Below are 21585 nucleotides of genomic sequence, written 5' to 3' on the forward strand. Positions count from 1 at the left end.
TAATCAGCAAAGCATTAAACAATTAAATCTTTAATACTATAGCCCCCTTTTCATTAATAATCTGTTTAGACTTATCAAAAGTATCTACAACAGCATATCCATTATAAAATGGCTCCACCATAGCATACCTATCTGCATACAATTCATTTCCTGTTATATCTATATGGTACCAACCATAATTATCTTTTGCTATAGCATAGTTTTTATGAAAAACCCCTAAATCCAAAAACTCTATGTCATTTAGAAAGTTTCCATTCTTATCTATATGTTTATAAAAGCCATTTAATTGCTTCACACATGCATAGCCATCTTTAAAGTCCCCTACAAATTTATATTTTGCTTTGTATACAGCCTTCCCTTTTAAATCTATATGAAAATATTGATTGTTAAAATCCCTAACAGAACATATTTTTTCTTGATAATTGCCTGTCCAAGCATAATTTTCATCATAAACTCGTTTCCCTTTTTCATTAATATGAAACCATGAATCATTAGCTACTACACTAGCTCGTTTAAAATAAAATCCAAACGCTCTATCATAACGTTCTTTATAAACCTCCTTCCCACTTATATCAATATGATACCAACCTGATTCTTCACAAACAGGCGCTAAACCTTCTGAGTGAAATTTTAATATTTGAAGAAATCTCTTATTAAAAATTTGCTTATTTTTATAAATGAAATATGTTCCATCTTTTGACACCTTTATTTCGTTGTATTTCATTATCTTAAAATTAAAAAGTCATTTAATACCAGAATATCGATAGAGTTTTGTTTAAGAATTTTTAATGCTTCTTTAGGAGTATTTACAATTGGCTCCTCATGAATATTAAAACTAGTATTTATAATAATTGGAATTCCTGTTAATTCATAGTAATTTTTAATAATATTATATAAACGAGAATTATCATATTGCCTAACAACTTGCGGTCTAGCAGTACCATCTACATGTACAGTCGCAGGAGCCAATTGCTTATGTTTTTCAGTAACATCAAAAGTCATAGTCATAAATTGGCTAGCGACATTATTTGCTTCCCAATTTTTATACATATCCTTTGCATACTCCTCTAAAACAGCAGGAGCAAATGGCATAAATTCAGTTCTATTAAGTCGTTTATTCAAACTAGTGTTTATCGTTTTATTTGTTGGTGCTGCTAGTATTGATCTATTTCCTAATGCCCTTGGACCATACTCCATCCTCCCATTAAAATGGGCAATTATTTTTCCCTTTGAAATTAGTTCAGCTATTTCTTTTTCAATATTTTTTGGCATTACATAATTAATATTTTCTTCATCTAAAATTTGCTGTATTTCTATATTAGTATATTCCTTTCCTAGATTTACAGTTTTTAATCGTGTAGGATGAAAATCTGATTTTAGAACATTATATTCGGTGAATAATGCTGCTCCAACAGAAAGCCCGCTATCATTCATTGCAGGAAAAACATATATATTATTAATACAATCTAATTCTTGTATTTTTTGATTCAATTTCACATTTGCAAATACTCCACCAGCTAAAACTACATTTTTTATTTTAGTTTGTTTAACAGTATTACGTATATGCTGTAAGACAACATCTTCTAATCTCTTTTGAACAGCATAAGCTATATCTTCTTTTGAAAACCCTTTTAAAGGTAACCTAAAGCTTAACAACTGTTTTTCTTTCTGCGCTAAGTATTCTTCTTCATTAAAAGAGTTTCCTCCAGTATTTGAGTTAAACCCATTTTTCCACTTTTTTGAAATGTAATCATTAATTTCAAAAGCGATATGTTTAGAAAAAAAGTCTGACTTTTCAGTATCGTATTCTATAAACTCTTCAAAAATTGATTCTAACTTTTTATTTGGCTTTCCATAGGCTGCAAGCCCTGTTACTTTACCTTCATGCCTACCACTTATAAACCCGAGAATTTCAGTTATTATCATATAAAATAACCCTGGTGAGTAAAACCCATTTAATCGTTTTAAAACTTTTATTTTTCCTGATTCCCCAATTGCCGTTATACCCGACATGGAAAAATCACCCATACCATCAATTGTAATTATTGTCGCACGTTTCCATGGAGATGTATGATAAGCTGAAGAAGCATGAGCAACATGATGCTCTACATATACCTTTTTGGCATGTTTTAGATTATAGGGCAAGTACCTTTTTAAATCCGTACACCTATATGTTTCCTTTAAATAATTATTCAAAAAAACTCCTGATTCAAAATAAGTTTGTATAGCATACTTTGTTACAGCTTTAAATTGCCATAACGGACTCTTATCAGGCATCGCTACTATATCTATTTCAGAAGCTTTTAATCCGCTAATTTTTAAAACATCCCTAAGTGCTTCTATAGGAAATCTACCTTCGTTTTTATTTCTTGTATAACGCTCCTCATCCACTGCTGCAATGATTTCTCCATTTTTCACAATACATACTCCAGAATTATGCATTTCTCTTTTACTATTTGAGGAAAAACCATGAAGACCAAGTATGTATTTATTTTTCATCTTTTTTTGCTACAATTAGATGTTGTAAATCATTGATTTTTTTAATTTCTAAAATAGTAAATCCACCTTTTGAAAGCAGTGTGTTATAGGCCGTTAAATTTCGTTCAAAACTTTTAGTTATAACATGCATATTTAAAGATAATAATGCTGCTTCATCTTTAATTGTATCTGTTAAATTCTCTATTATATACAAGTTTCCATTTTCAGGAAGTGCTCTATATACATTATTTATAATTTGGCTTGCCTTTTCATCATCCCAATCATGTAATACTCTAGACAACAATATAGCTTCAGACAACTTAGGTACACTAACAAAAAAATCTCCTGCAACAAGATTTACATCTTTACTAGCCATACTTTTTTCAATAACCAATTCTAAATCAAACAAATAACACTTGACACCAGGATTTTCTTTCTTTATTATTGATATACAAGCTCCATAGCCACCGCCTACATCCATCAAGCTATTATGTACACTAAAATCAAAAACATCAGCTATGTGTTTATAATCATCTTTAGCATAAGCAAACATCGCTTTATGGTAGTTTTCTAGCTTAGCTTCATCTTGATTTAGAAAATCGAAATAATTCATTTTGTGTTTATTCTCAAAAAAACTCTTACCAGACTTAATGGATTGATCTAAATCATTCCATGCTTCTAAGTGATCATCAGACCAATTCATACAAGCATACTTTAAGCTTTCTGGATGATTTTCAGTTAATAAAACCGATAAATTATTTAGCACATATTTATCTTCAATTATATCTAAGAAATTTATATTTAGTAGCCCTTTAAGTAATAAGTCTATATTATTTTCAGGAACATTTAATAAATTTGATACCTGTTGTAGTGTTTTACCTTCTACACTTAAAACATCAAACAAACCTAATTTACAAGCTGCATTTACAGTCATGTACTTCCAATGTTCCGTGAAAAAAGATTTTAAGTATTCTTTACTTTTCATTTATTAGTTTTTCTTTTAAGCCTATGATCTGATTATCACTCAAACCACAAGACCTTAAATAATCAATAATACCACCTTCGCTTTCAATAACATCAATAGCTATTTTTAATTTATCTAAAGACACATCCATTTCACTTGCTAAATAATCTGCATATAACTGCTCTTGAGGTGATTCTAAAAGTAGGTGTAATAAGGAACATATTATTCCAGTTCTATCCTTTCCTGCATGACAATGAATAGCAATAGCGCCAGTTTCTTCTTCCAAAATAGTTTCAAATGTTTTCTTTACTGCATCTTTACATCCCATAGCAAAAAAGCGATATGCTATTTCGTGATTAGTACCATTGTTGTGCTTTTCTTTGAACCAATCTGGTTGAGCCCAAGGATCAAATTGTGCTTTAACGTATTTAACCTTCCCTAGTATTTGATCTGAAAACGAAATCTCTTCAATTTCTCTATCCGCTCTTAAGTCTATAATGGATTTAATATTCTTTTCTTCTAATAATTCTTCATTATCTAATAAATCAAAAACTGATGCTCTATAAATTAAACCTTTTTTAATTTTTAAATTGAATTTAGAAAGATCTCTGAAATTTCTCATACTGGTTTACGCATTACACATGTTTTACAAACATCTTTAGTCTTATAGTTTTGCACTAAATCCGTATAACGTTCACTTTTTAAAACGTCTTGAATAGAATCTGTTTTTATATTTCCGAAATCACCTAAAGATTGCCTTAAGTTATCTGGCGCACAACAAGGTGATATTTTACCAGTTGCAGATATCCATAATTCTTTTTCTAAAAAAGGGCATTCATAATCTTCCGGAACCACTTTAAGTTCGTTATCTTCAATTGGAACGATGTTTTCTAATAATACTCTCTCTCCGTTTGGTTTTCTATACCTCTCTGCTGCTGCATGTGCTTCTTTAACATAGATATTCCACTGCTTTACACTTTCTGGAGTTGCCTTCATTGATAATGCTTTGATTTCGTCAAAATGATCCCAAAGCTGATGTCCTTTCACTCTATCCACCCCTAATGACGCAGCTAGTTTAATAATATCCGTTAATTCATGCATATTATTTTGCATAAATGTTAATTGCCATGTTACACGACAGAAATAACCATTTTCTTTAAAATACCAATCTCTATATGCTATAAACTCTTTTACATTTGCAATTGCTTTTTCAAAATCTAAACCATGCATAACTTTTTTAGAAGTCTCTGCAGTAGCTCCGTTCCAACTTATTTTAACATCTGTAGTATTAGGTACTATCAACTTAGCCCAATCTAAAACAGACTTTTTTGGAAATGTGCCATTTGTAGTTAGGTTAATTTTTATACCATGTTGTTTAGCTAAATCAAAAATCTGATCAAACTGCTTATACAATAATGGCTCCCCCATTGTTGATGGTATAATTTCTTTTACTCCTAATGCGGACGCTTGCTCAAAAATTTGTTGCACCGTTTCAAAATCCATGCGCCTGCGTTTAATTCCTGTCTCTTTATAAAGCGTATCTATAAAATCACTATACGGACTATGCTCTTCGCACATGATACATTTAAGATTACAATCTTCAGGATTAGTGTCAATAGTTATTCTCCAAAATTTACCAGGGTTTGTATAACGCTTATATATACTTATTAATTTATCACAATGCTCTTTAATATCAGGAACACTTCCGTTTTGAGAGTACAGATATCCTTTAGCTCCATAAGCTTTCATTTTGTCCGGGTTGGTCACTGCAAAGTTTAATTGTTCTGCTAATGCATTTACATCTCTATGCTTAAATAATAGTCCATTTACTTGATGTTGTACATATTCTTTCATACCCCCAAAGTCAGCAGTAATTACAGGGATTTTACAGGCTTGTGCTTCATGAATTACTAAAGGTGAGTTTTCTCCCCAAATGGAAGGCACTACAATACAATCTACATGTGCAAAAACATCATTAGCCAAATTATGGTTTATATACTCACCCATAAATTCCACTGTGTTTTCTGAGTTTGTTGCTAATGCCTTTAAGGCAGCTGTACTTTGACCATTATCTCTACCATAAATTTTCAATACAGCAGGAGTTTTTACTTGCTTAAAAGCTTGTATTAATTGGTCTATTCCTTTTGCAGGAATATGTGTTCCTATATATCCAAATGTAAACACCTCTTTGGTATTCACTTTCTCCGTTTGAGTTAAATAATGCGTTGGAAAACCATAGTCTAAATAGATGATTTTGGATGTAGGCACATTAAAATCGGTCACAAATCTATCCTGAAGGTATTTAGAAGGCGCTATAAATAAATCTACTTTATCAATTATTGCTTTTGTTTCTTGCATTCTTCGGTTCACCCAATTACTCCAATTATCTATATCTATTTGCTCTTCTTCTTTATTTCCACTAAAATAGACTTGATAGCAGCTTGTAGCACATTTTTTATCCTCTTGACCAGAACAAAGCATTGTGTTGCACTCTTTACCAATACTTCGAGTTAAAAACTGTCCTCTTGGACACATTAACCAAAAGTCATGTAAAGTAAAAACGATGGGAATTTGTAATGTATTTAGAACATCAATTAAACCTGTTGATAAATGATTTAAATGTCCAACATGCGCAACATCTGGATTTAATTGCTCTACCAGTTCTTTAAAATTATCATCCATTGGTTGATGCCTATAACCATCTTTACCGTTAGGATTATTAACAAAATATAAGTTTAAATTTTCACTTACTTGATCGTGGCGAATTTGAAAATCTGGAGCATAGGGATTCTGTTCTCTTGTAAAAACGGAAACTCTATGGTCTTTTGATAATTGATTACAAATGGATTGGCTATAGACTTCTGACCCTGCATTGTAATTTGGTGGGTAGCCATGAATTATTTTTAATATGTGCATTTAAAATGTAGTCTTTTTGAAATCTAAAATTGTATTTATATTATAATTTGATAAGATCTAATATTAACGATCCTATGTTTGTATTTAAGTTATTATTGTCACCCAAAACAGATACAAATCCCATTTTACACTGATGATCTATTTCTCTATGATTATCTTCATGGTCTTTGGAGTAATCATCCGTTAAATAAGATTTAAATTTGTTTTCAGAATCCGTTCCAGGGTAAAGAAGCATTGCTTTTTCTGCATCCCAAAAACGGCAATAGGTGTACATTTGACGTAAATCACCAACGGAAGCAGCGGTCTTATTAGGCCTTTTCCATTTGGTGTCTATTATGTAGGTGGTCTCTCCTTCTCTCAAAACAACATCAGGTCTTAAACTATTATTACCCCAAAAAGATTTAGATTCTTGTCCTGAAACTGTAATCCCTGTTCCAACACAAGCTTTCTGAAGCTGTTTTAATATATATTCTTCCCAAAGGACATTCATATCAAAAAGAAGAGATAACATCTTTTCTTTTCCACTAGAAATATCTGGAGAATAGTTTAAAATAATCAATCTAGCTAATTCTAAAGCAGAACTATAAGCATTTGATTTTCGATTTAATTGTATCGAGTTTAATTGTTTTGCAGTAATAGTCTTGTTTGTTACTTCCGGAAAGTTCAACAACACTCTATTAGTTAAATCCTGTAACCTAGAACCTTTTGTAAATTGTTCAACAACAGTTAAAGCTTTATATAAAACCTGGTGAAGAAAGTGATCTTGATCATAAACTTGATGCGTGGTATAGAATCGCTCCTTATGAACACAATTCTTCCTAATATGATTTGCAAACTCTAGCTTACCTTTTAATGCTTTTGTATTACGTGTTTGCTTTCGGTATTGTTTTATTAATCCTTTCCTAACAAGGTTTTCAATCTCGAATAGATACAACTCAAAGTATACTTCTAATAAATTAAGGTGCTGTCTTTTTACATGAGCTACGCCAGAAGATTCTGCTTTAAGTTTCCCACAAGCTTGAAGCATTTTGATTAAAACACCTTTCCATTTCCTGTCCTCATCATCTTTATCTGCCTTAGGATGAATTTCTATAGTTAAACCATCTACCTGAATAACGCCAACATATTGATTAAACTTAATACCCTTAGCAATTGGTTCAAAATAATTACCATCATGGTACTCATTCAGTTTTAATAAAGCATCTAAGTGTACTTGCTTAAAACCTTGCTCACCAACATATAAACGTTGATGTTCAAAAACAGATATGTTTCCTCTTTTTTTCAATTATTATGAAATAGATTCTTTCTTTCCTAATAATAATTCAACAGCTTCAATCACTGAATCTTCAGTAATTGGAATTAACTTATAACTAGGATTTTTATAATCCTCGGCATGGTCATAAACAAAGTCTGCAAAGCTTATTTTGTTACTCTTTATAAGTTCTACAAAGCCTTTGCCTAACACCAGTCCTATTTTACCATAATCGCCATAAAAGTACTCCTGCAACAAAGGCACAATCTTATTATTAAAAGCCTTAGCCAATTTTTTAGGCGTGTTGACATTTACAAAATAGGAATGACCAATGGTATGATCTCTGTCTATTAATAATTCGATTCGTTGATTGATCGTTTGCAGTACTTCCGAAAGTTTTATATCACCTACTGTATCGCCTTCTATAATACTGTAATCTGGCATCATTTCTTTAAACTCAAAACGACGTCTTAAAGCGGTATCTAATGCTTCTACAGAGCGGTCGGCGGTATTCATGGTTCCATATATATCCAGGTTTGAAGGAACACTAAATTCCTTTTTAGAATATGGTAGTTTAATTCTTAACTCGTTTTTTGCTCCTTTACGTTTATCTATTTCAATAAGCGTAATAAGTTCCCCAAAAATGGCCGAGACATTTCCACGGTTTATTTCATCAATAAAAATAGCGTATCTGTTTTGTGGGTCATTCGTAGCTCTTTTACATATATTTTTAAACACACCATCTTCAATGGTGTATCCTAGATCTTTTGCTGCTTCAACTTCGACGTCGACTTCCGGCAGAATGGGTTTTATCCCCTCTATAAAATCTTCATAAGCAAAAGATTGGTGGAAGGTTACGAAGTCATAGTTTCTAATCTCTTTATGCGGATTTGCCTTAAAATTGTTAACATCCTCCAAAAGTTTATATAGTTCTGGAGCTTGCTCACTTAGTTCTGACTCTATAAGTTTCCATGATTTATTTTCATTTTTATCAAAAAGATAAGGCGCTTGTCTTTGGGTGTAGGCAACATTTTCTGAATCTACAACTGTATGCATTTGCAATGTACCCCATAATGTTGCGCGCACATTTTTAGATTCAGAAAGACTAGCTTTTTTTAACACCCATCTATTTTCTAAAATATCATTTACTCTAGAAGTTCCTAACTCTATTAATGCAATCGCTATAACTTGCCACCAAGTCAAATTAGAAACTATATCTTCAAAATACTTCTCATGTGAGACGGAAGTTTCTTTAATTGTATATCTATCGAACAACTGATCTTTTAGATAATAGGTTTTTCCTGTACCTGGTGGGCCGTAAAGAATTAAATTTTTTGGATTAGACACTTTCAAAGCTTGTTGCTGTTCATGCTGTGCTATATTTTCAAAATCTTTTATTAAAAGTCCTGGGTTTTTATCTAGAAACAATAAAAAATCTTGAGTTAACCAATTTAAATCAAGTTGAGTTAGCTCGTCTTTATTTAGTTTTGAACTCAAAAAAGATAAAATTAATTCCTCTTTTTTTAACTGCTTACAAATTATTTGCATTGGGTTTTGCATACCTACTACAAACCCCATATTGTTATTTGACAACTCAGAAGAAAACAATTTCCTTACTAAATCTGAAAAAGCAGTTTTACTAGCTGGAAAAAGAACATCTGGAACTAAAGTTGATAACCAACACGATAACACTGGAAAGCTCATGTTACGCTTAGAACACTTTAAGTTATTTAATTTAACTCCATTATAAAACTCTCTAAAAATAACAATATCTTCTTCTCCAATAAACTTACTTAATTTCTCTCTTGCCCCTTGTTTTATGAACTGAACTCCTTTCGATTCTGTATAATTTACGTCTTGTGAATCCAAACAAATATTAAGTATCTCTTCATTCGTTTGATTATCAAAATCAACTCTTTCAAACAACCAGTTAGCCCATTCAAATTTATATAATTCATCATATAACCAATTATCATTAATTATTGCATGTTTATATTTCTCTATTAGACCTTTAAGCTTATTTGAACCTTGATCTTCTTTAGATTTCCGTAAAGAAATTATCCTTGAGGTTAACTTTTTAAATTTTTCGTCCGATACTAATACATCTGGTCTATCCCCTTCTATGAACACATTAACTATTTTAGAATAATTAACATCTAAAAAATTAAAAACTGAACTAAAACCTTTTGAGGTTTCACCAATTAAGGCTGAATATTTATCGTTATCGTTTTCCTTTTTTTTAAGATTTCCTAATTCACTTTTTAAAACCTCATACAATTCTAATATTTTTGAATCCTTCTCTCCTTTATAAACTAGTTCAATTGAAAAAGACAAATAGTTTGTACTTGGTTCTGGCCAAAACACCAAACCAACACTTTTTGTTTTATTTATTCCTCCACTTCTATTAATTAAACCAACAAAAGCATAATTATCATTCCCTTGAAACCAATAGCCATCATTAAGTTTGTTGTTATTATTCTTTTGTCTAGGAATAAATTTAAATTCCTTATTAATTTTTGAATATTCAATTAAGTTTTCAAAAATAATATCGTGAAATGTCATTTAATATTTTTTTTAATTTATCATTATCAATAGCCAATACCTCACTTTAGAGTTTTTTACACTCATCATAGCTGCTATCGTATAGTTCTTCTAACTAATTCCCCTTTACCTTAACTCGTGCAGGCCTTTATTTAGATTAAATTGTACTTTTCAATTAGCTCCTTTGGAAAGCGTATTCCTCCTAAAGCAAACAAGCCATTCTCTTTAAACATAGATCTACTAAAATTTGGTTCTGAGCTTTGATTTCTTCTTTTTAATTCTTCATAAAACGCTTCTTTAGTAATCAACCCAAAATTTTTAACTTTTAAGTCCGCTCCTAATTCGATACCAATTAACTCGTCCCAATTAGGTTTAATTTTAGAAGTATGTCCATATTTGTTTTCAGCGGTAATCATTTTTACTGATATTTTAGAGTTGTCGTGTTCACAAATAATATCATAACCTGGATTAGACTGGTGTGTTATAACCTTTGGCCGTCTCTCCATTTGTTCCAAGAAAGAATGTGCTATTGCTTCTCCTATTCTACCAATAATATTATCATTGCCATGTAAAACCTCATCCTCATTAGCTACATCTAAAAAAGCTTTACGAGCTTTTAAATAGTCCAAGCATAGTTTTTTTCTTTCTCTGTTCATGATTTGCTTATTTTTAATTATTTCTTTTTAGGCTTCTTTTTAACTGTTTTCTTCTTCATACTCTCACGCAACCTCTTTATCTCCTCCAACAAGTCTTTAGCATCACCATCTGTAGGTAACTGCTCTACCAACTCGCCTTTAAAGGCTTTGGCTAAAATAGCTTGTGGTAAGCTGTCTATTTTTGTTTTTAGGCTTTGGTATTGGGCTTCTATAGCATCTGCTTTGGAAAATAAATGTTCTACGCGTTTTACTATTTCGGTTTGTTCTTCTTTTGGTGGCAATATGAAAGGACATGGCCCAAAAGATTTATGTGTTAAATCCGGCTGTCCTGTTCTTCCTGAATTATATTTAATAAATGCTTGGATTTGAGATTGACTTAAAAAATGTTTTAAATACTTTCCTTCTACTTTATCCTTAGGGAAGTTTATTCTGAATGTATTATTGTGAAATACACCTTTGAATCCTGTTAGTACCCTTCCTCTACTTTCTCCTGTCCTAGTTAAAATTATATCTTCTTCTTCAGCAATCAAACTTTTTTCGTTAATCTTAATATATTCAACATCTTCAATAAAACCATCATGATAATTTTTTATTCTAAGAATTGGTAAAACATTATTACCTGGACTTTTTAATCTAGTTTCTTTTGCTATCTGCATTCCTTGTTGAAAAGAGAACACATTTCCAATTGGATAAATACTCCATTTTTTCGGAACACTAAATTCAAACCCTAATTCATATTTTTTGCTATCATTTAATTTGATATCCTCCAACTCCTTCCCAACACCCCATTCCTCCGTAAGCTTACCTGTTACCGCTTGGGTTAAGACTGCTTGTCTAAAGTTTTTAAGGATTTGTGGGATATTCTCTAAACGGGTTTTAAGGGTGTCTAGATGACCAAATAAGGCGTCTAACTTGGCAACAATGCGTTGTTGTTCTGGTAGCGGTGGAAGTGGAATTTTAATAGTCTCAAATTCCTTGTATTTTAAATTCCTCAAATTATTGCTACCTCCCTGGTATTTAAGAATTTCCCCAGATAAGTAAAAAGAATCCAAATAATGTTTGATAAACTTTTTGTTTAAAACATCGTATAGGCGAACCATTCTTAAAAAGTTGGTGCAAACCTTTTTATAGTCAGCATTTACTTCTAAAGCCTCTTCATCTATATAAATTGTTCTTCCGACTGGTTGATCAGGACCTCCTCCAGAGATTTCTAATAAAATGTCTCCTTCTACTAAAGCTCTTTTTTCTAAGCTTGAAGATTTAATTTTTCTAATTGAAGCAGTGCTTCCTTTATCTTGTCCCCAATTTTTTATTTCACTTCCTCTTATACATGAAACAATTTCTGAATCAACATCAAATTCAAATTCTAAATCTTTTCCCCAATCACCTCCAATCACAAAAGATGTAAGATCTTTAAATTCTGCTTTAACCCAATTATTTGGTAAATGTCTTTCCATATTAGTTTAATGCTTTAATTATGGCATTCAACTCCTTGGTAATGCTGGTTAATTCGGTTAAGGCTTCTTTGGCAATATCTATAGGTTCGCCAATATCTTCGGCTTTGGTAATACTGTCATCTGCAATTAAACCTAAATCTAAAGAGTCGCTCTTTTTAGCTATGTCTTCTCTAGAAATACAGCTAAAGCGTTCGTCTTTAATTTTGGTTCTATCTTTGGCTGTGTAGGCTTTTTCAAAGTCTTCAAAATAACTTTCGGTAAACGGCGTACGTTTTCCAAAACTTGGCATATTGGTACGCATATCGTAAAACCACACACTTCGTGTGTTTTGTTTATCACTCTTGCCGCGCTCAAAGAATAACACGTTTGTTTTTACACCTGCTGCATAAAAAATACCTGTAGGTAAACGTAAAATGGTATGTAGATTACATTTTTCCATCAAGTCTTTACGTACGCGTTGGCCATCGCCATCTTCAAACAATACGTTATCTGGTAGTACTACAGCTGCTCTTGCTCCTCCTCTAGTGTGTAAGCTACGGTAAATAGCTTGGAGGAAGTTTAATTGCTTGTTACTGGTTGGATATACCAAATCGGTTCTGGTTGGTCTGTCGCCTCCTTTTTTGGTTCCAAATGGCGGATTTGCCAATACCAAATCCATATTCTTTATGGTTTCACCATAACTACTTAAGGAATCTCCTAAAGCAATGTTTCCACCCATACCGTGTAAGAAGGCGTTCATCATAGCTAAACGGTGTGTGTCGCCTACCAACTCGCATCCCGAATATTGATCGTTTTGTAAGTGGTTGTTTTGCGCTTCACTTAAACTGTAAATATCATTATGCTTTAAAATATGGTGGTGTGCAGCAATCATAAAGCCATAGGTTCCGCAAGCAGGATCGTTAAGGCGTTCGCCAACTTTAGGATCCATTAATCGCACCATCACGTTAATTAGTGGTCGTGGTGTAAAGTATTGTCCGGCTCCAGATTTCTTTTCGCTAGCGTTTTTTTCTAGCAAGCCTTCGTACATTTCACCTAAACCTTCGTCTTTGGCTTCAAACCAATCTAGCTCGTCTATATGTTTTATAATCTTACGCAGGTTAGCAGGTTCGCTAATACTGGTTTGTGCGTTGTTATAGATTTTCTGGATGTTGCCAGTGCTTTCTGTTCCTAAAGTTAAAAGTAGCTTGCGGTAAAAGGTTGCTAATTCTACGCCTTCCTTTTGTTTAAGATCTTCCCAACGGTAGCCTTCCGGAAGTTTATCGTTATAGTCGGTTTCTTCTGCCATTTTAAGGAACAGAATAAAAGTCAACTCGTTTAGGTATTGGTGATAGGTAATTCCGTCGTCTCGTAATACGTTACAAAGATTCCAGAGTTTATTGACTATTTCTTGGGTTGATAGTGCCATTTATATGTTTGTTGTTTCTTTATTAATCTTGACTGCTGTTGTCATTAGTAGAGTTTTCATCTTCTTATAATGATCTTCAATTTCGGTTGTATTCCAATTTTTGTAACACATCATTAAACGTTGTTTTATACTTTCGCTTTCAATATCGTTAGGAGAATAATGACTCTTTTTTCCTTCAGGCAGTAAATTACTTAATTTTGAATTTTGACTACTGCTAATTAAGCATAAGTTTCCGAAGTTATTTAGAACAGATTTATTTTCTAGCACATCTTCCTCGTTATGAGGATTTTGAGGGTAATAATGCTCTACCGATGATCGAAAATTAAAACTAAACCCATCTATTTTTGAATTAAAAAATCGAGGATCCCTAAGCTCTTCAGGAATATTATTTTTTTGCTCTTCCCATTGGTTATAAAGCAAATAATCTAAGCGATTAAATATAAAGTTCTCTACACCTGTACCTTTATTTAAAAAAGCTTCTATATTAATATTATTGTAACGACTACGTTTTCCATTATTTGTGTAAATAATATCGTAATAATCTACCCTCTCATCCTTTTCTGCTAAAAAATTATCATACAAATAAGCATCGCTTAGCTGTTCTAAATAAAAGATATACTCATTTTCATTAACCTCATCTCTATTTAATACATAATTTAAAACTGCATTTAACCAATGTTTATAGATTAAAGTTGGAGCAGAAACATGAAACATGGATAACAATAAAATAACTTTTTGATTTTCACTTGATCCATCACTATCGTCATTGCCTGAAAACGTATTGATGTAACTATGATTCCCTTTTGAGACTTTCAGCTGTTTTAAGCTCCACTTTTCATCTACTCCATCTCTTTTTATGACATATTTATCATATTTATTCTTGAGTTTTAATAAATGATAGCCAAAATCTTCTACAAATTCTTTTTTATCAAAACTATTGTTATCTAAATAATCATTAAATGTATCTAATAGCCTTTTGTCATCTAATGGCACATCTTCTGATTTTTTTGTTTTTGTCGTTGTCGTTGTTTCGTCTTCAGTTTCGCTAACTATGATATATTTATTTGATTGATTGACTAAAACTTTTAATACATGTAATAAAAAGTTTGAGAAATTAATGGTTGTAGTGAAACGTTCTTGTCCTTTTTTACCTTCCTTATTTTTAGAGATATCTCCTTTTTCATTCCCTAAAATATGTAACATAGTTTCCCCGTCACTTTTATCGGAAACAGTTTTAAAACAATTTACTACTTCATCAAAGTTTCGTGGAACAAAACTTGTCCAATCCGCTCCAAAAATAAGATCCCTGACACTGTGATGCCCCCCCTTTTCTTTATAAGTTGAAAACCCATACTGCACGTACTTTTCCATATTAGCACATGCCTCCCAAATAGTATTAAAAACGTGAGTACTTTTTGCGTCTTTTTTAAACACATCTAACATGTTAGCTTTTAACACCTCATGTTTTTCTAACTGTTCACCACGACTATTCATTATTTCAAAATAGTGGTTTAAATCTGTATCTTTAGGAACAGGAACACGTAATAGTTTAACCGATTCATTCAAATAGTCTACAAAAGAATTTAATTTTTTTGTATCGATTTTTTTAAGTTCTTTTTTAATAATTTCATAAGCCTCCAAAATTCGTTGATTAAATGTATATCCATCCTTACGAGTTTTAGGATTATATAAATACTCTAATGTATAAGATGACTTAGGGCGGCTGTCATATCTTAGATTAATCTCAAAATTTCTAATATTAAAATGGAACTCATTTTTCAAAACTGAAAACAAAATGTTCAAAGTAGTTAATCGTTGTTGCCCATCTATAGTTTCATAATGTATGTCTCCTTCTACAGCACGTTCATAAACCACTAGACTTCCTAAATAGTAATTTTTCGTGTTTTCCGTTCTATTAGAATAATCATAAATATCTTGAATTAATTGCTTTATATGTGGCTCTAACCATGCATAGTTTCTTTGGTACCGAGGTATAACATACTTATCTAATTGTGTGGTCTCATTATTCTTCGGATTAAAGATATCACCAATGCTCAATTCTTTGGGTTTCGTATTCATGATTATAAATATTTCAAATCCTTAAAAAGTGTTTCTAATTCTATTATTTTCATTTTTATTGAATTTTCTTCCACTCTATTTAAGTCAATATTATATACTTCTTTTGGTTGCGTTGCTTCACGTATAACTGTAAAAACACTATTTCGTTCAATTGCATGATTGTCTGCTGAAGCTAGTTGTACTGCTGAACTATTTAGCCTTAAAGAATACGCCCATATAAAAAGCTTAATAACTACCTTATCTAAATCTTTATTACCAAATTTGTCTATATAATACAATAAGGCACAATCAAATAGGTTTCTTACATATTTATCTCCTGTACGCTTACAGCCATTATAAGTAGCCAAAGTTTTGAAAATTCTAAAAACAATACCATCCACTGATTTTATATTCAAAAACTGAAGCTTTTCCAGGAAATCATTTTCATCAATTATATCGTTATTATTCTCATCTTTAAGTTTCTTCCCTTTTTTACATTTTAAATAAATTACATTATTCGTGTTTTTAATAGAAGAAACCAGGTTTTGATAGAAAGATACCATTTCAAAAAAACGCTTTCCATTAATAACCACTTGGTCAATTTGAAACGGATAAGTTTTTTTATTAAAATCTATTTTACGGTGACTATGTGCATTAAATTCTTCTATAAATACGTGATTGATTCTTAAGGGATATGCAAATGGGTAATTAAAAGAATCTTGTAATGTAATTCCTTTAAAAATTGACGCATTATTAGTGTTTAAAAACCTGCCTTGTTTTCTCTTTGACCATCGCCTTACTCTAAATAAATAGTTTCCAAATAAATCTACTAACTCACCATCTTCTCTATCCTCCCAATCTTTTATAACAGCCGATTTTTCTGTTTCATTAATATTAAGCATTTCCCTTAGGTGAAATGCTTTTAATAAATCGTGTGGATCTAAACCTTTACCTCTATCATTTTGAGAATCAAAAAACTGAAATGCTTCTGAAATATCATCTAATGCTATATAAACTAGCTCACATTTATTGAAGAAAAAATACACTTCTTCTTCGGCAAAATTTACAACCTCTCGTTTAATAATATCATAATTAATAGCCATATTATTCTTCGAAATATCACTCTTAAATGTTGTTTTAAGTAAGGTTAGTTCGTCATTACTTATAAACTTCTCTGCATACTTTTTAGTAATCTCATTATTTAATAAGCCATAGGCGATTAATGTTAACGATAAGAGTCTTTGTTGACCATCTACAATATGTAAATAATTACTGGTTACCTTTTCCGCAGACTCATCTTTAGATTTATCATAAATTACTACAGTTCCCATTCTGTAGGCAGATTTATCCTTATGCAGAACAATATCCTCTATTAGTTGCTTTACATGTTTTGTTTTCCACTTATATGGCCTTTGATATTTTGGTATTGATAAATTTTTAAGACCAATTAAATCCTTTACTGTTTTTATTTCCGGCTTTATTTGTCCTGTAAATTTATCTGTACTATTGTGAAGTATTAAAGTGTCACTGTTAAGCATACAAATACTCGTTTAATTCGTTAATAATCTGAGCAGTTTCATTTTTAAAAACTTTATCTAATCGCTTTAAACCTCCCTCTACACTAAATGGTGGTTTGTTTAAATCTTCTAATGTTATAATTGATTCTTTTTGAAGCTGTGCTTCAATTTTATCTAACCAATTTAATTGAATTTGATTCCAATCATGGGATGCTTTAAGTTTAGTAACCGCATTAGCTATTCGCTCTTGATGACTTACTAGGTTTTCACCTAGTGCAGAAGTACGAATATGCGCAATAATATCGGCTACAACTTCAGTATTAGTCACTTCTTTGTAAGCGGTATTTAAGTTGTGTTTATTATAGCCTTCCGTATCCAATATTAAACGTAACTCTTTTAGATCGGTACGAGTTAACGTACTTGGTTTGGTACATACCACATTTAAGGCTGCAATCTTATTCCTATTGTTTTTGATGTATTCGTTGAAAGATTCCAGATAATCTTTAGGCTTTAAGTTTTTCTCATAAGCTCGTGAAACCTCTTCTACCATATCTTCATGGTCACTATATAGAGTACCATAGCTTAAAGCCCTACCTTTTTCTCTATCTAAGAACTCCCATAAGTGTCCATAATCTTCTAAAGTTTGGTTTAGATTTTCAACGTCAATGGACTTTAATTTTTTAGCAAAATCTCTTACGGTTGGCTCTCCCGTTAATATTTCGAATTGATCTTTCTGCTGTTGACTGAACCTTGTAACCTTACGCTGAATTTTGGCTATGATTCGGTCTAATTTAGCCTCTTTAGAATAATCGTCTTCAATGATAGAAAGCTCTTCAATTAAATTAGAAAATGTTTTAGTTACTAAAGGCGCAACAGGCTTCATTACCTGCTCATCAGCCATAATTTCTGTAACTCCTACACAATCGTATATTTTAAATACTTCTTTTCCTATTTCGTCACAACGCCTGGTGGCACGACCTATCATTTGATCATATAGTATTCTAGAATTTACACGTCTTAAAAATATTAAGTTAGAAATACTAGGAACATCTATCCCTGTTGTTAAAAGGTCTACCGTAACAACGATACTAGGATATTGATCATTTTTAAATCTGCGTAATAAGTCTTCTCTATTATAAACCTCTCCTGTAATTTTGACTATTGCATCGGCATCGGCATCTGCTCCCAACTCATCATAGATCTCATAAAGTAACTTTACGATTGTATCGGCATGTGCGTTTGTTGCTGCAAAAATTAAAGTTTTCCCTTTATCTTCAGGAAGTATACCGTAGTTAGAAATAATTTCATGTAATACTACTCGATTAAAATTTTCAGTAATTACTCGTTTATTAAATCCCGTAATTTCCACTTTAATTTCATCTTCTGTAACACCAATTTCTTTAATTTCATTTTCCTCTGGATCGTAAATTTTTACTTCGTCTCCTTTTTCCCAAACAATACCATCTTTCGAAAGTTTAGTTTGGAACACATAGGGTGGTTCAAAATCTATTAAATAGCCTTCAATCACTGCTTGGCGATAAGAATAAGTATAAACCGGATCTCCAAAAATATCTTTAGTATGTAAGGCTGGTGTCGCTGTTAATCCAATACGATAGGCATCAAAATAATCTAATACCATTCTGTATTTACTTTGAAAATCTAATTGATCACGAAGAATTACCTCTTCCTCATCCATTTCTCTATCTAAGGTATACCCTCTATGCGCTTCATCTACCACAATACAATCGTAATCTCCCACACTTGGACTATCATCAGAATAAGCAATACGTTGCACCATTCCTTGCACCGTTGCAAAGTGAATTTTAGTATCTAATTCAGCCGCTTTATCTTCTAAATCTTGTAAGTCATATATCTGGGCAAATGTTTGTAAGCCTTCAATATGCACTTCTTTAAAGGCATCCGAAGCTTGCTGCCCTAACATGCGTCTATCTACCAAGAAAAGAATACGTCTAAACCTTCCGGACTTTATTAAACGGTAACACATACCTATCATGGTTCTTGTCTTACCTGTACCAGTTGCCATTGCTAATAAAGCGCGTCTATCTTCTTGGTTGGTTAGAATTTTGTGTTCAACAGCTTTAATAGCTTCTATTTGATATTCACGTAAGTTCAATCCACTTGGATCAGACAGCAAGTCGTAATCCGTTTGTTTAAGTTTTTCAACACCCTTATTCTCGTCATAATTTAACTTTTCAATTAAATCTCGTGGAGAAAACCATTGAGGTAAAGGTCTAGCAATATTTTTTTGATCTCTACCATCCCAAAACCAAATACCAGAAGCCGTTTTAAATTGCTCTAAATAAGGCCTACCATTTGTTGCAAACATAAATGGCACCTTATATGTTTTGCTATTAGAGTGTTCTGGAAATGTAATATCTAAATCATTTGTTACAATTTTACTATAGGTCTTTGCTTGACCTAAATCGCTCATTACATTTTTAATGTGTTTTTTAGCTTCAACAATTCCGATAAGCTCTAAGCCATTAAACAATGCATAATCTGCCCATTTGGTTCCGCACGGCCATTCTGCGATAGCCATTTGCCGACCTTTTTGCGGTAGTGTTTTACAAGTTTTATAATTTAAAGTCTGTGTGTCACATTCCCATCCAGCATCTCGTAGCTGTTTGTCTATTCGTTCTCTTGTTTCAGATTCCGATTCTTCAATCTTCTTTGCTTTATCTTTAGCTCTTTCTTTACGCTGAAGTTTCGCTTCTTCCGAAATTTCTGTCTGCTGCTTTATTTTTTGTTTATAGGAGTCAACTTCTTTTTTTAATTGCTTTAGTTCTTCTTCTAACTCTAAAGTTCTTTTGTTGTCTGATACAAACCAAGACTCTTCAGGAGTTACGTAATCAACATTTACTTCTTCATTTTCGTAAACCTCAATAAACCATTTAGTCAAGTAAAAGGCTTGTCGAAGCATATATCTAGCTTCTGCTTTAGTTCCTTCTCCCAAGTGGGAAGCTTTATTTCCAGACTTTCTTATGGTATGAAATATAGATATAATTTCTTGCGGAGTATCTGATTGACTTTCTAATACTTTGAGCCTACTTAGCTGTTTATTATCATAAGGGTCTTCAAGTTGTTCAAAATCAATTAAAGTTATAGCTAACTTTTCAGTTAGAATACGAAGTTTTGATAATGTTGTACTTGGATCTGTATAACAATTTCGCTCTGCTAACATTGCTAATTGTAACAAATCAACATAGCTATCCTTAAGGAAACTAAAATTGGTTTTATAATTCATAATCAATAGCTAGATTCTTAGTTATAAACTAAAGCAGCTTAAAACTATACTAATAATGGTTTATTATATAAGGGTGAAGGGGGCCCTTAATCTTTAACATAACGAAAGCGACTCTTTTGAAGTCGCTAAGTGCTATTTTTGTAATTGATTGATAAATATAGGAAAAGAATACAAAATCTTCACCCAAATATTTAAATATTAGATAAACAGTTTTAAATACTCCTATTTTATTGGGATTACAAAAGCTATAATCAGCTTATCTTATGCATGAATAAAATATTATTCGGCGAAAAAGTACTCGTGAATATCAATAATATCCCTACGGCCGATTTGTACTAAGTCTTGCGTTTCTTTTAAATATATCCCCAAAGAACGCTCATTATAAAGCAGTTTTAATCTAGATGAATAATCTGTTACTACATACATATCTCCAGATAACTTAAAGAAAGGAATAGTCATTTTACCATTCATTCTTACACCCTTATTAACAATTTTTCCTTGTTTTAAAGTTTCTTTAAGGGAACTTTCATTTTTTTCATCAGAAGATACTTTTACATAAGCAACCATCATATTCATCCATTCCTCACTATCAATCAAAAACCAATTAACTTTATTAAAATCAATTCCATAATCTGAAATCCATCCTGGACTTGTAAATCCAAATAACACTTGTTTTTTTCCATTTAATTCAGGATTCATCTCAGGAGTAAATTCCTGAATTTTATAAGTGATAACAGTTGTACTTGACATGTCTTTTGCTTTTTTACCATCAAAAGACAATGTTTTTAATGAAAAGCTTGTTAATTCAGGATGATTATACAAAATCCACTGAGTAGCAGTAAGCTCAGCTTGCTCCTCCATTTGATCTATAGAGGCAATCATAGCTCCTATTGCTGCTGCACCAGTAACAGCTGCAGCAATTGCAGCACCATCACTTTGCGCTTTAACATGTTTAGGAATTAAAAATAAGGTAGTAATGAGTAATAAATAGATTTTTTTCATATTGTTTTTATTGGTTATTTCGCGACTCAAACATAAAAAAATTATAAATAATTTTACTGAAATTTCCCTCAAAA

General features: G+C 31.8%; 14 protein-coding genes. All 14 read right to left on the reverse strand.

Annotated elements, in window-relative coordinates; genetic code table 11:
- Positions 1-22: 22 nt before the first annotated feature.
- A complete protein-coding gene (locus tag DU428_RS11925; RefSeq protein ID WP_113966573.1) occupies positions 23-724 on the reverse strand; it encodes a WG repeat-containing protein in 702 nt (233 codons plus the stop codon).
- Positions 724-2499 carry a carbamoyltransferase family protein gene (locus DU428_RS11930; RefSeq protein ID WP_113966574.1) on the reverse strand — a complete coding sequence of 592 codons (1776 nt, stop codon included), beginning with the start codon at positions 2497-2499 and terminating at the stop codon, positions 724-726. The genes DU428_RS11925 and DU428_RS11930 overlap by 1 nt, the downstream gene beginning before the upstream one ends.
- A complete protein-coding gene (locus tag DU428_RS11935; RefSeq protein ID WP_113966575.1) occupies positions 2489-3463 on the reverse strand; it encodes a methyltransferase in 975 nt (324 codons plus the stop codon). Before DU428_RS11935 ends, DU428_RS11930 begins: the two co-directional genes overlap by 11 nt.
- Positions 3453-4064 (reverse strand): tyrosine-protein phosphatase, encoded by a 612-nt coding sequence (locus DU428_RS11940; RefSeq protein ID WP_113966576.1) that lies wholly within the window; start codon positions 4062-4064, stop codon positions 3453-3455. Before DU428_RS11940 ends, DU428_RS11935 begins: the two co-directional genes overlap by 11 nt.
- Positions 4061-6358, reverse strand: a complete 2298-nt coding sequence (locus DU428_RS11945) for a glycosyltransferase (RefSeq protein WP_113966577.1) — start codon at positions 6356-6358, stop codon at positions 4061-4063. The genes DU428_RS11940 and DU428_RS11945 overlap by 4 nt, the downstream gene beginning before the upstream one ends.
- A 40-nt stretch (positions 6359-6398) precedes the next feature.
- Positions 6399-7643 carry an McrC family protein gene (locus DU428_RS11950; protein ID WP_113966578.1) on the reverse strand — a complete coding sequence of 415 codons (1245 nt, stop codon included), beginning with the start codon at positions 7641-7643 and terminating at the stop codon, positions 6399-6401.
- 3 nt (positions 7644-7646) lie between these two features.
- Positions 7647-10172: an McrB family protein gene (locus tag DU428_RS13495; protein WP_113966579.1), complete on the reverse strand. Its 2526-nt coding sequence runs from the start codon at positions 10170-10172 to the stop codon at positions 7647-7649.
- 131 nt (positions 10173-10303) lie between these two features.
- Positions 10304-10807: a hypothetical protein gene (locus DU428_RS11960; protein ID WP_113966580.1), complete on the reverse strand. Its 504-nt coding sequence runs from the start codon at positions 10805-10807 to the stop codon at positions 10304-10306.
- Positions 10808-10824: 17 nt separating this feature from the next.
- Entirely contained in the window at positions 10825-12264 is a 1440-nt protein-coding gene (locus DU428_RS11965) for a restriction endonuclease subunit S (RefSeq protein ID WP_113966581.1), read from the reverse strand.
- A 1-nt stretch (position 12265) separates the two neighbouring features.
- Positions 12266-13669, reverse strand: a complete 1404-nt coding sequence (locus DU428_RS11970; RefSeq protein WP_113966582.1) for a class I SAM-dependent DNA methyltransferase — start codon at positions 13667-13669, stop codon at positions 12266-12268.
- Positions 13670-15748, reverse strand: coding sequence for a DUF262 domain-containing protein (locus DU428_RS11975; RefSeq protein ID WP_113966583.1), 2079 nt, complete (start codon positions 15746-15748; stop codon positions 13670-13672).
- A 2-nt stretch (positions 15749-15750) separates the two neighbouring features.
- Positions 15751-17265, reverse strand: coding sequence for a DUF262 domain-containing protein (locus DU428_RS11980; RefSeq protein ID WP_113966584.1), 1515 nt, complete (start codon positions 17263-17265; stop codon positions 15751-15753).
- Positions 17258-20509: a type I restriction-modification system endonuclease gene (hsdR, locus tag DU428_RS11985; RefSeq protein WP_113966585.1), complete on the reverse strand. Its 3252-nt coding sequence runs from the start codon at positions 20507-20509 to the stop codon at positions 17258-17260. The genes DU428_RS11980 and hsdR overlap by 8 nt, the downstream gene beginning before the upstream one ends.
- Before the next feature lie 279 nt (positions 20510-20788).
- Positions 20789-21511: a hypothetical protein gene (locus DU428_RS11990; RefSeq protein ID WP_113966586.1), complete on the reverse strand. Its 723-nt coding sequence runs from the start codon at positions 21509-21511 to the stop codon at positions 20789-20791.
- Between the last annotated feature and the right edge of the window lie 74 nt (positions 21512-21585).

The organism is Oceanihabitans sediminis, from assembly GCF_003337215.1.
GTDB lineage: Bacteria > Bacteroidota > Bacteroidia > Flavobacteriales > Flavobacteriaceae > Oceanihabitans > Oceanihabitans sediminis.

Bases quoted from the DNA above. Each gene is read 5' to 3' on its own strand.
- DU428_RS11925 (WP_113966573.1), bottom strand. From the start codon at position 724: ATGAAATACAACGAAATAAAGGTGTCAAAAGATGGAACATATTTCATT.
- DU428_RS11930 (WP_113966574.1), bottom strand. From the start codon at position 2,499: ATGAAAAATAAATACATACTTGGTCTTCATGGTTTTTCCTCAAATAGT.
- DU428_RS11935 (WP_113966575.1), bottom strand. From the start codon at position 3,463: ATGAAAAGTAAAGAATACTTAAAATCTTTTTTCACGGAACATTGGAAG.
- DU428_RS11940 (WP_113966576.1), bottom strand. From the start codon at position 4,064: ATGAGAAATTTCAGAGATCTTTCTAAATTCAATTTAAAAATTAAAAAA.
- DU428_RS11945 (WP_113966577.1), bottom strand. From the start codon at position 6,358: ATGCACATATTAAAAATAATTCATGGCTACCCACCAAATTACAATGCA.
- DU428_RS13495 (WP_113966579.1), bottom strand. From the start codon at position 10,172: ATGACATTTCACGATATTATTTTTGAAAACTTAATTGAATATTCAAAA.
- DU428_RS11960 (WP_113966580.1), bottom strand. From the start codon at position 10,807: ATGAACAGAGAAAGAAAAAAACTATGCTTGGACTATTTAAAAGCTCGT.
- DU428_RS11965 (WP_113966581.1), bottom strand. From the start codon at position 12,264: ATGGAAAGACATTTACCAAATAATTGGGTTAAAGCAGAATTTAAAGAT.
- DU428_RS11970 (WP_113966582.1), bottom strand. From the start codon at position 13,669: ATGGCACTATCAACCCAAGAAATAGTCAATAAACTCTGGAATCTTTGT.
- DU428_RS11975 (WP_113966583.1), bottom strand. From the start codon at position 15,748: ATGAATACGAAACCCAAAGAATTGAGCATTGGTGATATCTTTAATCCG.
- DU428_RS11980 (WP_113966584.1), bottom strand. From the start codon at position 17,265: ATGCTTAACAGTGACACTTTAATACTTCACAATAGTACAGATAAATTT.
- hsdR (WP_113966585.1), bottom strand. From the start codon at position 20,509: ATGAATTATAAAACCAATTTTAGTTTCCTTAAGGATAGCTATGTTGAT.
- DU428_RS11990 (WP_113966586.1), bottom strand. From the start codon at position 21,511: ATGAAAAAAATCTATTTATTACTCATTACTACCTTATTTTTAATTCCT.